The organism is Taklimakanibacter albus, from assembly GCF_016595235.1.
Classification (GTDB): domain Bacteria; phylum Pseudomonadota; class Alphaproteobacteria; order Rhizobiales; family Aestuariivirgaceae; genus Taklimakanibacter; species Taklimakanibacter albus.
Window position 1 is genome coordinate 47,443 of sequence record NZ_JAENHL010000006.1, and the last position, 12,650, is coordinate 60,092.

Sequence of the window (12,650 nt, forward strand, 5' to 3'; positions counted from 1 at the left end):
TCATCCCGCCATCGGCCCCAGCGCGCCGCGCCGCCAATAAGCGGCAGCCAGCGTCTCGTCGCGTCCGAGCCCCAGCTTGCCGCGCCAGAATTCGCGTAGCGTCTTGGCCGCATCCGCTTCAGCGGCGAACCAGCTGAAGCATTTCATGCTTGCTGGGCGTTCCACCGCGCAGACGGCTTCGGCCAGGCGTCGGTGCTCGCCGGGAGCCGTTCCGTTGCGATGGATCCACTGCACCTCGAAGCCCGGCGGATGGGCGATGCTTTGCTCTTCTTCTCTGCCGGCGACTTCGATGAAGGCGAAACCCTTCGTGTCGGCCGGCAGGCTTTCGAGGATGCGTCCGAGCGCCGGAAGCCCCGTTTCATCGGCCCCCAGCACGAGCCACTCCGCCTTGCGCACCGGCCGTCCGAGAGGACCCATGATCCCGACCATGTTGCCGGGCCGTGCCGACGCCGCCCAGCCCGAGCCGATGCTCTCATCGCCATGCATCACGAAGTCGATGTCCATGAGCCCCGCGGCGACATCGAGCCGGCGGATCGTGTAGACGCGGGCAGGGGCGCGGCGTTCCTCCGCCGGCCACACCGGCAGGCCGTTCGGACCGGCCTCGGGCCATAGAGGCTCCGGCACTTGTGCCGTCGGGAACAGCACCCGCACATGCATGCCTTCGAAGTCGGCGAAACGCACGAGATTGTCGCCCGATAACCTGATCCGTCGCATATGCGGCGTCAGATCGTGGATCTCGACGACGCGCATTTCGCGGAACTGCGCGAGCTTCCTATCGCCGGCGAGATCGCCCTCCCACACGATCTGCGGGCGAGCCCGCTTCGCATGCAGCTCGATCGATGTCGCCAGGATATCCTTGAGCCGCGCCAGCCGGTCGGCATCGGCGGCGGCTAGCCGCACGGTGAGGAGATCGGGTGACAGGTCGAGCGTCGCCTGCCCGATAGGAAAGCGGAAGCCGATCCCGCCGCCCTTGGTCGTCACGACCGCATCGAAGCTGAACAGCCGGTCGGTGATGCGGTCGATATAATCGTTGGGCGACGGCATCGCGATGCGGGCTTCGCAGGTGAGTTCATTCATCAGGATAGACTCCTTCAACCGCCGAACCGCGTCGTCAAGCCGATCTTGAAGGTACGACCCTTGCCTTGCTCGACATCGGATGTGAAGCTCCAGGCGCTCTGCGGATCGGTATAGGCGACGTCGAACAGGTTCTCGACCGCGAGATCGAGCTTCAGATTCTCCGAGACCGTCCAGTTGGCGAAGAGATTCACCAGTTCGTAGGCGTCGCTATATTGCGCCGGGCCGTCGACCTGGCCCGGATTCGTGCCGGACGAGCGCTGCGTGCGTTTGACTTCGCCCACCGCCAGGAACTGTCCGCCGAAGACCAGTTGGTCCTCGAAGGCGCGGAAGCCGAGCGTCGCCGAGAATTTGTCGAGCGGCGCATTTTCCAGGGGCTGGCCGTCATATTTGGGGTTCTTCGTGTCGATCAGCTCGGCGTCGATGAGAGCGCCGGTCAGGTTGATGAAGCCCCAGCCGAGATCATAGATGAGCTCGGCCTCGACGCCCTGCAGACGGGCCGTGCCGATATTGTCGGCCATGCGCGGCAGCACCGTGAGATCGGTTTCGATATAGTCATGAACCTTGGTGTAGAAGGCGGTGAACTTGCCGCGCAGCAGGTCGTTCTCGGCGAAAAGCCCGTCATATTTAAGGTTGACGCCGCCTTCCCAGCTCTTGGCCACTTCCGGCTTCAGGTTGAAATTCGGCACATAGCTGTCGGCGCTGCCATGGGCGCCGGTGCCGCGGAACACATCCTGGAGGCCGGGTGCCCTGTAACCCTCCGAATAGCCGCCGAACAGTTGGAAGCCGGTGAAGGGTGTCACGCCGACCGTGAAGCGCGGCGATACCCTGTCGCCGTTGAGCGATTCCTCCTCGGGCGGCGTCGCCGGCGTGGCTTTGGTCTCGCCATCGAGCTCGTAGCCGTCATAGCGCACCGCCGCGATGAGCTCGAGCCAGGAGCCGTATTCGCCCATCCACTGCATGAAGGCGCCATAGGCCTGGGCCTCGCCGGCGCCGAAATGAGCAGCCGAGGATTCTCCTTCGAGGAAGTAGTAATCGCCGCCATAGGTCAGCGTATGGGCGAGACCGAGACCATCGAAGCGCGAGGAGTTGTGGCCCGAGGCGCCGGTGGTGCGCACATCGTAGAAGCGGAAATTGCCGGCCGCCGCCGCTGGCCAGACCTGCGTCTGCTCGGCCCTCGTCTTGTTGTGATAGGCGGTGAAGGAATAGTCGAGCAGCCGGTCATCGGGATCGGAATAGGTGTATTTCGCCGTATAGGTGTCGTTGACGGTGTCGGCGTCATAGCGGCTGAGGGTCGCCGAATTGGAGCCGCTCGAGCCCGAGACATAGTCATCGTAGCGCTGCAGGATGGCGCCGAGCTTGATCTCATGGCCGTCGGCCGGGCGGAAGGTCGCCTTGCCATAGCCGCTCGTCACTTCCTCGCCGGTCCAGCGCACCTCATCGCCATTGCCGTCGTCATACGCATCGCGGTCGCGCCAGTTCACATTGCCGATGATGTCGAACGCCTTGTGCGGCCGGATCGCCGCCGTGGTGCTGGTGGTCCAGCCCACGCCATTGGTCTCGTAGCCGACCTTCTCGCTGATCGCATATTGCTCGTCGGATTTGAGGAAATCGCCGGCATCCTTCGTCTCGAAGGCGACGAGGCCGCCGATGCCGCCCGAGCCATAGGCGTTGGAGACGGGGCCCCGGATGACGGTGACGGCCTTGAGCAGGTCCGGCTCGACATAGAAGGAGCCCGAGCCATGGCCGACGCGCCAGTAGTCCTGGCGCGCGCCATCGAGGGTCACGACGACGCGGCCATATTGCTGGAGGCCGCGGATATTAATGGCGGTCGCCGGATCATCCCCATTCATCGTGGCGCCGACGCCCGGCGTGGTGCGGAATATGTCGGCCGGCGTATTGGCCTGGATGCGCTCAAGATCCTTATTCCCGACATAACTCGTCGCCGACAGCGAATCGATCACCGGCGCATCGATGAGCGTCGCGGTGACGGTGATGAGATCGAGCTCGGTTTCGCGATTCGCCTTGGCCTCGGAAGGCTCCTGGTCTTCCTGCGCGGGTTTCACCTTGCGCTGCTCCTGCGCCGCCAGCGGCGAGGCGGTGAGGATGAGGAGCGAGGTGATGGCGGTTCCTGCCAGCAGCAGGGTCTTGATGGTCCGTGGCACGGCCACTTCTCCTTTTGATGAGGATGAATGGCTGGCTGAAACCGATAGGGTCTGGCGGGCTCGTTTGACGCGTCCAAGCTTCCGTCGGCCTGCGCATCCCTTGCATATTAATTTCCGACTAATATAGTCAAGTATTATGTGATGATTGAATCACATTCTCCGCATTTCTCTTCAGGGGCTTGATTCTATTGAAATACTTCACTCATCTCCGGCGCGCTTCGGCGCTCTGCATCGGCGTGTTTTGGGCGGTCTTGATGACGCAGGCCCACGCGCAGGCGCTGACCGACGCCGCCGGCCGCGCGGTCGACCCGGGCAAGGCCGAGCGCATTCTGAGCCTCGGCCCGGACGTCACCGAGATCCTCTATGCGCTGGGGGCGGGCGATCGTGTCGTGGGCGTCGATCGCGGCAGCCGCTATCCGGAAGCGACACTAGCCAAGCCCAATGTCGGCTATCGCCGCTCGCTCTCGGCCGAGGGTGTGCTGGCGCTCGGGCCCGATCTCATCATCGCCTCCGAGGATATCGGCCCGCCACCGGTGGTCGAGGTCCTGAAGACGACGGCCGTTCCGCTCCTCCTGGTGCCGGAGGACAATTCGCTCGAAGGCATCGAGAAGAAGATCGCGCTCATCGCCGCCGCCCTGAAGCTTGAGGAGAAGGGACGGGAGCTCGCCCAAACCGTGCGCGCTGATTTTGCCGCGGCGACGAATCTCACCGCCGCGATCCCGCCCGAGAAGCGCAAGAAGGTTGTGTTCTTCCATGGCCTCACCCGCCTGAGCGCCGCCGGCGCCGACACCGCGGCCGACGCCGTCATACACTATGCCGGTGGCATCAATCCGCTGGGCGGCATGAAGGGCTACAAGGCGGCCTCTGAGGAATTCCTGCTGAAGGCCGCGCCCGAAGTCGTTCTGTTGATGAGCGATGGCAAGGGCGGCCCGACAGCCGACTTCGTCTTCGCCAATCCGGCGCTCAAGCAGACGCCAGCCGCCCGCGACCGCGCGCTGATCGTGCTCGACGGGCCTTACATGATCGGCTTCGGACCGCGCACCGCGCAAGCCGTCCGCGATCTCGCCAAGGCGCTTTATCCGGAGATCGGTGACTGAGTCTCTGCCTTATCCGTCATTTGCGCAGGCAACCAGCGCATCCCTCGCCGCCTCCGTCAGGGCGGGAAGCCGTCGGCCTTTCTGCCAGAACAGAATGTAATGGTAGAGGGAGCTTGGCTCGTAGGGACGGATTTCGAGACTGAACGCCTTGAGCTGGCTGGCCGCAAACGAATTGGTGATCGTTACGCCCAGCCCAGCCGCCAGGAAGCTCGCTTCCTGGCCGATGACATCGACTTGAATCGCGAGATAGGGCTCGATCCCCATATAGCGCAGGGCATTTTCGTTCATCTGCTGCGAGTTGAACTGCGGATCGACGTCGATGAGGGGCTCGCCTTTCATTTCCTCGGGCGTGATGATCTTCTCGCGGGAGAATCTATGGCCCGCATGGAAGACGCAGACATTGGTTGCCGTGACGAGCGGAACCCAATCGAATATGTTTTCATCGATGGGCAGGCGCGAGAGGGCGATATCCGCGCGCCCTTCCAGGATATGCTCAGCCATCTCGTGATAGTCGCCGGATCTGATATGGACGATCATATGCGGCTGATGAGGTCGAAGCCGTTGCAAGGCTCGTGGGATCAGGTCGAGACAGAAGATATGGGGCGTGGCGATGCTCATCGTGTCGCTTTCGACGCCTTTCAGTGCCGCGACGGTTCGGGAGATCCTTTCCATCTGCACGAAGGTGGCGTCCGTGTCGCGAAACAGCATCATGGTCTGGCTCGTCGGCTGGAGCCTTCCCTTGTCCCTGAGAAATAATTGAACGCCGAGCATCGTTTCGAGCTGCTTGATTTGCTGGCTGACCGCCGGCTGGGTGATTTCCAGCATCTTCGCGGCACTGCGTTCCGAGCCCGTTCTGACGACCTCTCGAAGGATCTGCAATTGTCGGAGGGTGATGCCGGTCTTGGCTATTTCCACCATGAACGAGGGTCCATCTTGGGTGGCCGGAAACTGGCCGGCCATTAAGTCCAGCTTATACTCGGATATGGCCTACTGGCTATCTGAATGAGCCTGAAGGCAAGAGTATAAGTACGGATTATCAAGAAATAATCTTGCTTATAAATTGACGTGCGCCAAAGCAGCAGGCAATTCTTGTCCCACGGTCCGACGCGACAGGGGCGGGACGCCCCGGCAAAAAATCGAAAATTGAGACCACTAGGGATGGTGCAGCTTCATGCGTGCAGCAATTGCTACGTCGTTGCCTGAATCGCAGATCGCTCCGGCGGCCGGCGGCGTCCAGGCGCGCGGCATCGAAAAGCGGCTGGGCAATGTCGAGGTGTTGCGCGGCGTGACTCTCGACGTCGCTGCCGGCGAGATCGTCGCGATCCTCGGCAGCAGCGGGTCGGGCAAGAGCACCTTCCTGCGCTGCGTAAATCTCCTGACCCTTCCTGATCGGGGCGATATCTGGGTTCACGGCGAACACCTCAGGCTCCGTCCGATATCGGAACGCGATTCCGAGCCGAGGATACTCGATCACGATCAGGTTCGGCGGGTTCGCGCCTCCATCGGCATGGTGTTCCAGAACTTCAATCTCTGGCCGCATATGACCGTGCTCGAGAATGTTTCGGCGGGGCCTGTCCTGGTCAATCGGCTCACCCGAAAGGCCGCCACCGAGCTCGGGCGCGGGTATCTCGCGAAGGTTGGCCTCTCCGACAAGGCCGGCTCCTATCCGCGTCATTTGTCGGGCGGCCAGCAGCAGCGCGTCGCCATTGCGCGGGCGCTGGCGATGGAACCGAAGCTCCTTCTCTTCGACGAACCGACCTCGGCCCTCGATCCGGAGCTGGTGGGGGAGGTTCTCCGCGTGATGACCGCGCTCGCGGGAGAGGGGCGCACGATGATGATCGTCACCCATGAAGTCGCCTTCGCGCGCGAGGTTTCAAGCCGGGCGGCTTTCATGCATCAGGGGCGCATCGAAGAGGAAGGATCGAGCCCGGCGTTTTTCTTGAACCCCACTTCGGCCAGCCTCCGCCGCTTCCTCACGGCGCATGATGAAAGGCATTCGTGACGATGGACGGCTTCGTCATGCAGTTCGTTGAAGGGCTGAAAACCACGGTCCTGCTCGCCCTCGTCAGCGGAGCGCTCGGCATGATCGTCGGCCTGCTGGCGGCCGCCGCCAAGCTGTCGCGCTTTGCACCTCTCCGCGTCGTGGTCGGCGCCTATACGACGATCGTCCGGGGCGTCCCCGAACTGCTCATCATCCTCTTGATCTATTTCGGCGGCACCGTCGCCATCAGCTCGTTCGTCGGGCGCTATGTCGAAATCAATGCTTTCTCGGCGGGTGTGCTGGCCCTGACGATCGTGTTCGGCGCCTACACGGCCGAGATTTTCCGGGGCGCCGTCCTCAGCATATCGCGCGGGCAGATCGAGGCTGCGCGGTCGCTCGGGCTGCATCCGTGGCAGACCTGGCTGTTGATCATTCTGCCGCTGATGATGCGCATCGCGCTGCCGGCGCTCGGCAATCAATGGTTTTCCCTGATCAAGGAAACATCTCTCATCTCGATCGTCGGCCTGACCGACATCATGCGGGTCGCCGCCGTCGGCGCGGGATCGATGCGGGCGCCCTTGACCTTCTATCTGGCGGCATCGGCGCTGTATCTGTTTCTGACCAGCCTGGCGCTTGTGGTGTTCAACCTGCTCGAGCGGCGCTTTGCCGTTCGCGGGCATTGAGGGAGCATCGTCATGGATGCCGAACTGCTCCTCACCAGCATGATGACCCTCGCTTCCGGGATTCCGCTGACGCTGATCCTGACCTTGGCGTCCCTCGTCATTGGCCTGGTTCTTTCCGTGCCTTTGGCGTTCCTGCGGACTTCCGGAAACAAGTATTTTTCACTGCCGGTGCTCGCCTACACCTATGTGTTCCGCGGAACGCCGCTGCTCGTCCAGCTCTTCATCATCTACTACGGTCTCGGCCAGATCGAGTTCATACGGTCGAGTGGCCTCTGGTACGTTCTGCGCGATCCGTTCTGGTGTTCGCTTCTCGCTTTCTCGCTGAACAGCGCCGCCTATACGACCGAGGTCTTCCGGGGCGGGATCCTCGCCGTACCGTCAGGCATGATCGATGCGGCGCAGGCGATCGGCATGACGCCGCTCCAGCAGAAGCGCAAGATCATCTTGCCGATCGCCTTCCGAGGCGTTCTTCCTTCCTATGTCAATGAGGTCATCGCCCTCTTGAAGGCGAGCTCGCTCGCCAGCACCGTGACGCTGCTCGAGATCACCGGACTTTCGAGAAAGCTCGTTTCGGAGACTTTTGCGCCTTACGAGATTTTCATCGCCGCCGGCATTCTCTATCTCGGCCTGACTTCCATCTTCACCAGTGGCTTCCGTGTACTGGAGACCCGTTGGTTGAACGCGCCGCCGAAGCAGGCCGCACCGGACGGCATCATCGCGAAACAGGTGGTCCATGGATCGTGAGGAGCTCATGGGCGAGACCGCGTGGCGCGAGATCAGCCTGTCGGCGATCGCCTCCAATTGTCGCGCCGTCAGAGCGGCGGTCGGAACCGGCACGAAGATCTTCGCCTGCCTGAAGCACGACGCCTATGGATGCGGGGCGGAGAGGGCGGCCGCCATCCTGATGAAGGAAGGTGTCGACGCCTTCGGTGTGGTTTCCTTGGCCGACGCGGCGTCGGTGCGCAGAGGAGCGCCGGGCAAGCCGATCCTCATGTATCCGGGCATTGGCCCCTGGAATGTTGATCTCGTTCAGGATCTCGACCTGACGATCTCGATCTCCGGGGAAGAGGATCTGGCGGGTTGGGTCTTAACCGGCAGGCCCTTGCGCGCCTTCGTGAAGGTGGATGTCGGGCTCTGGCGCAATGGCGCCGCGCCCTCGCAGATCGCCCGGCTGCTCGAAATCTGCGCCGCGCACGGCAATCTCGTGATCGACGGGCTTTACGCGCATCTCAGCGAATTCGGTGTTGCCGGCTCATCGGCGGTGGAGCAGTTCGCGCGGCTGACGACCCTGCTGGGCGATCTCGAACGCGGCGGGCGCCTTCCCGAAACGGTCATGATATCGAGCAGCGACAGCCTGCTGTCGCATCCGGAAATGGATATGGATGCGATCGATCCCGGAACGCTCCTGTTCGGATTGACCGGATCGCATCACGGACGCCGGAGCATATCCGTGCATCCGGCGCTCACGGCGATCAAGGCGCGCATCATCGCGATCAAGCAATGTGGCGACAGCATGGGGCCGCCGCCGGCCTTGCCCGGATACCGGAAAGACATGCGGCTTGCGGTGCTCGGGATCGGCTGGGGACAGGGACTCCCTCGCCATCTGCGGCCCGGGATCTCGGCTCTCGTCAAAGGTAAGCGCGTGCCGATCGTACCGCCGGCACATCTCGAACATCTACGCATCGACATCACGGAGCTGCCCACGGCAGAGCTCGGCGACGAAGTGCTCCTGCTGGGAAGTTCAGGCACGGATCGCGTCACGCTTGCGGAACTCGCCGCGGCCTGGGGCACGGACGAAGTCGGCGTCAGCTGCGGCCTGGGCGGCAATCTCGGTCGGATTTACGTCACTTGAAATTCAACCTGACCAAAAATAGGGGAGTGAAACATGAAGAAACATGGTTTCGTTGTCGCGGTCGCCGCCGTTCTGATGAGCATCGGCCTCGCGCAGGCGAGTGAGCGCAAGGCGATCACGATCGCAGCGGAGGGCGCCTCGCCGCCCTGGGACTATATCGACGCGAACGGGCAGCTTGTCGGCTTCGATGTCGACGTGGGCAAGGATCTCTGTGCGCGCATGAAGATGGAGTGCAAATTCGTCCCGCAGGACTGGGACGGCATCATTCCCGGCCTCCTGGTGAAGAAATACGATGCCATCATCTCCGGCATGTCGATAACCGAGAAACGCAAGAAGTCGATCGCCTTCTCGATCCCTTATGCCGTGGCGCCGAACGGGATCGTCATGCGCAAGAGCATTCCCGTACCGCCAATGGACTCCGCGGCCAAGCTCGATCTCACCGAAATGGATGCGGCAAAGCAGGAGACGATTGCGAAGCTCAAGGAAAGCGTGACCGGCAGAACCCTGGGCGTGCTGCGCTCATCGAATTCCGAGGTGGTCGTGAATGAGCTGTTCGGAGATGTGGCGACGGTGCGCAGCTATGACAGCCAGGAGAACATCCAGCTGGACATCATCTCGGAGCGTATCGATGGCGGGCTCGGTGACTATCTCACCTGGAAGCAGTTCCTCGACTCGCCTGAAGGCAAGGATGTGGCGTTCTTCGGTCCGCAACTTGACGGCGGTCCCTGGGGGCCAGGTGCCGGCATTGGTCTGCGCAAGGAGGATACGGACCTGATCGCCGCCTTCGACAAGGCGCTTCGCGAGAGCATCGCCGACGGCACGCTCGCCAAGCTCAGTGTGAAATGGTTCGGGGTCGATATAGCGCCGCGGCTCAAGAACTAGCCGGCAATCAATGCACCGGTGGCGCCCGCCAGGGCGCCATCATCTTTGTTGACTCAAGGGCTTCTTAGCATGTCTTCGCCTTTCACTCTCGCTGTAACCGGGCAGTCGCTCATTCTGCATGATGTACGCCACGTCACCGATCATGGTTTTGCCGCCGTCAAGGAGCTGACCCGGAAGGCCGATGTCGCCTTCACCAATCTCGAGACGACCATTCTTGGCCGGCACGGCGGCTGGCCGTTGAAGGGATCGGCTTTTGGTTGCTCGCCGGTGGCTGTGCTGGATTGCTTGAAGGATATCGGCTTCGACGCCCTGGCGCTTTCCAACAACCACGCCTTCGATCTTGGTCCCTCCGGTGTGTTGTCCACGCTCGAGGAAGTGGCCCATCGCGACTTTCTCCATGCCGGCACCGGGGTCGATGCCGCCGGCGCGCGCCGGGCGGGAGTGAAGAAGATCAATAACCGCAAAGTCGCGCTTGTCGCGATGGATGCGGGCCCCGGACCGGCGATTATGTACGCCGACAATGCGACGAAGACGAGGCCGGCGCGGCCGGGAGTGAACAAGCTCGACGTGTCTCGTGTGTTCGAGGTCGATGATGGAAATTTCGCGAATCTCGTTTCGATCCAGGAGACGTTCCAGAGCAACCCGATGGAACGCGCCAATTACGGCCAGCCGGATGATCCGCTCGAATTGACATCACCTGACGAGATCGACTTCTACGGAACGATCTTTCGAAGGTCGCCCGCGAACTGCCGCCGGATCGTCATCGACCAGGCGAGCTTGCAGGGGCAGCTCGATACCATCCGCAAGGCCGCATCGGACGGGGCCTTCGTCATCGCCTATCTTCACCACCACCACTGGGAGCCCAGCTGGCGCGATGTTCCCCAGTGGGTTCAGCTCTTTGCGCGATGCTGCGTCGATGCGGGCGCGAATGTATTCGTCAGTCACGGCGCGCCGGTGCTGCAGCCGGTCGAAATCTATCGTGGCGCGCCGATCTTCTTCGGGCTCGGGAACTTCCTGTTCCATCTGCCCGAAGGCGAGGACGATTGGGCATCTCCGGATGTCTGGAAAAGCGTGGTGGCGACGTGTTCTTTCGGCGACAAGGGGCAGATATGCTCGATCGACCTCGTGCCGGTCGTCCTGGGCGGGGAGCAGGGATTGCAGGAACGTAATTATCACGAGCGTCTCGTTCCGCTGCCCGCGTCAGCCGCTCTCGCCCGCAGCATGATCGAGGACCTGGCCGAGCGCTCCGCGAACCATGGCACCAGTCTGCGGGTTGTGGGGGATCGGGGGATCATCTCGATATAGGCAGTCCTTGCTTGCCGGTCACGGATATCGGAATCTGGCCTGAGATTCGGGAGAACCAGATGACGATCGTCCTTGGGCAGGATCAACTCACCATCGCTGACGTGGTCGCCGTGGCCAGATCCAACACCCCCGTCGCGCTCGGCGTGCCGGCACGAGGGCGGCTCGACAGCGCGCGGGACATGATCGAGCGCTGGTCGCGCGAGGATCGCCCCGTCTATGGGGTAACGCGTGGGCTGGGCGGCCGTGTCACCATGGAGATCAGCGCCGCCGAGAGAGCGAGCTACAGCGCGGCGGTGGTGCGGGGCAGGGCCGCGGGCGGCGGCGGGTATTTTGACTCCACTACCGTACGTGCCGCCTTGTTCTCCCGTGCCGCGGGTCTGGCGCAGGCGGGCGCCGGTGTCCGGCCGATCATCATCGACACGCAGCTCGCCATGCTCGCCAAAGGGGTGCATCCGCTCGTCCCGCAAGTGGGCTCGGTCGGCGCCTCGGATCTCGTGCTCTGCGCCAATATGGCCTTGCCGCTGATGGGGGAAGGTCGCGCCGAATATCAAGGCGAGATCCTCGCCGGCGGTGAAGCGATGCGCCGGGCCGGCATTCCGGTCGTCGATCTCGTCGAGAAGGAAGGGCTGGCGCTCTGCAGCGCCAACGCGATCAGTGTCGGCCTCGGCGCGCTCGTCCTCTCCGACGTCATCGATCTCATCGAGACCGCGGATGCGGTGCTGGCTTTGTCCTTCGAGGCCTTCCGCGGCAATCCCAGTCCTTTCGATCCCCGCGTCGCGGCGGCGCGCGCCGCGCCGGGACAGCAGGCGGCTGCCGAGTCGCTGCGCAAAATGCTGAACGGCTCGCAACTCTTCGAGCCCGACGCACCGCGCCGCGTGCAGGACCCGCTCAGCCTGCGCTGCGGGACGCAGGTGCATGGCGCCGTGCGGGCAACGATCGATTTCGTCCGGCCGCATATCGAGGTGGAACTGAACAGCGCCGCCGACAACCCGCTCATCATCACCGCTGACGACACGATCCTGTCGACCGGCAATTTCCACACGCCCGGCCTGGCGATCTCCTTCGATGCGCTGCGGCTCGCCCTGGCGCAAGTATCGACGCTCTCATCGGAGCGCACGGTGCGGATGATGCAGGAGGAGCTTTCGGGCCTCGCCGGGCGTTTCTCCCGTCACGGAACGACACGGGTGGGCTTAGGCCTCATCGGCATGACCGCGCATACGCTGAGCCGCGAGGTCCGCTACTTCTCCGCGCCGGTCTCCAATGACGACAACACCTTCGACAGCGTGGAGGACCAGGCGCCCTTTACCCCGGTGAGTGTGCGCCGGGCCGTGCAGCAGCTCGACTATCTGCGCCAGGTTCTTGCTTGCGAGATGATCGTCTCGGCGCAGGCGCTCGAGATGCGCCCACGCTCGCGCGTTGCCCCGGTGGCCACGGCGCTGCATGATCTGGTGCGCAGCGTCGTCGCCCCGCTCGACGACGACCGCGGCACGGCGGAGGACATCGAGAAAGTGTCGGATCTCCTGCGCGACGGGAAAGCCATCGCCGCGGTCCGCCGCGCCCTTCTCAAATGAAAAGGCCGCCCATCAGGCGGCCTTCCCGAATTCAAAGCTG

Annotated in this window: 11 protein-coding genes; 8 read left to right on the plus strand and 3 right to left on the minus strand. The window is 63.1% G+C overall.

Features of this window, described 5'->3' with window-relative positions; genetic code table 11:
- Together JHL16_RS04880 and JHL16_RS04885 are read right to left on the minus strand one after the other, a co-directional pair.
- Complete coding sequence (locus JHL16_RS04880; RefSeq protein WP_200183772.1) at positions 1-1,077, minus strand: siderophore-interacting protein; 1,077 nt, start codon at positions 1,075-1,077, stop codon at positions 1-3.
- Positions 1,078-1,091: 14 nt separating this feature from the next.
- Positions 1,092-3,239 (minus strand): TonB-dependent receptor domain-containing protein, encoded by a 2,148-nt coding sequence (locus JHL16_RS04885; protein WP_200183773.1) that lies wholly within the window; start codon positions 3,237-3,239, stop codon positions 1,092-1,094.
- Between the two features lie 254 nt (positions 3,240-3,493).
- Here JHL16_RS04885 and JHL16_RS04890 point away from each other — a divergent pair, with 254 nt between their 5' ends.
- A complete protein-coding gene (locus tag JHL16_RS04890; RefSeq protein WP_200183774.1) occupies positions 3,494-4,336 on the plus strand; it encodes a heme/hemin ABC transporter substrate-binding protein in 843 nt (280 codons plus the stop codon).
- A gap of 9 nt (positions 4,337-4,345) precedes the next feature.
- On the opposite strand, the gene JHL16_RS04895 is transcribed toward JHL16_RS04890, so the two are convergent.
- Positions 4,346-5,296 (minus strand): LysR family transcriptional regulator, encoded by a 951-nt coding sequence (locus tag JHL16_RS04895; RefSeq protein ID WP_246770803.1) that lies wholly within the window; start codon positions 5,294-5,296, stop codon positions 4,346-4,348.
- A 211-nt stretch (positions 5,297-5,507) separates the two neighbouring features.
- On the opposite strand from JHL16_RS04895, the gene JHL16_RS04900 reads away from it, so the two are divergent.
- The 7 genes from JHL16_RS04900 (at position 5,508) to JHL16_RS04930 (ending at position 12,610) form a co-directional block, all read left to right on the plus strand.
- Complete coding sequence (locus JHL16_RS04900) at positions 5,508-6,338, plus strand: ATP-binding cassette domain-containing protein (protein ID WP_200183775.1); 831 nt, start codon at positions 5,508-5,510, stop codon at positions 6,336-6,338.
- 2 nt (positions 6,339-6,340) lie between these two features.
- On the plus strand, positions 6,341-7,000 hold the full coding sequence (locus JHL16_RS04905) for an ABC transporter permease (RefSeq protein WP_200184939.1): 660 nt from the start codon (positions 6,341-6,343) through the stop codon (positions 6,998-7,000).
- Between the two features lie 12 nt (positions 7,001-7,012).
- Positions 7,013-7,744 carry an ABC transporter permease gene (locus tag JHL16_RS04910; RefSeq protein ID WP_200183776.1) on the plus strand — a complete coding sequence of 244 codons (732 nt, stop codon included), beginning with the start codon at positions 7,013-7,015 and terminating at the stop codon, positions 7,742-7,744.
- Between the two features lie 7 nt (positions 7,745-7,751).
- The gene (locus tag JHL16_RS04915; protein WP_200183777.1) at positions 7,752-8,852 is read left to right on the plus strand and encodes an alanine racemase; all 1,101 of its coding nucleotides are present in this window, start codon (positions 7,752-7,754) and stop codon (positions 8,850-8,852) included.
- A gap of 33 nt (positions 8,853-8,885) precedes the next feature.
- Complete coding sequence (locus JHL16_RS04920) at positions 8,886-9,734, plus strand: transporter substrate-binding domain-containing protein (protein WP_200183778.1); 849 nt, start codon at positions 8,886-8,888, stop codon at positions 9,732-9,734.
- 69 nt (positions 9,735-9,803) lie between these two features.
- Positions 9,804-11,039, plus strand: a complete 1,236-nt coding sequence (locus tag JHL16_RS04925; RefSeq protein WP_200184940.1) for a CapA family protein — start codon at positions 9,804-9,806, stop codon at positions 11,037-11,039.
- 59 nt (positions 11,040-11,098) lie between these two features.
- Complete coding sequence (locus tag JHL16_RS04930) at positions 11,099-12,610, plus strand: HAL/PAL/TAL family ammonia-lyase (protein ID WP_200183779.1); 1,512 nt, start codon at positions 11,099-11,101, stop codon at positions 12,608-12,610.
- Positions 12,611-12,650 lie beyond the last annotated feature (40 nt).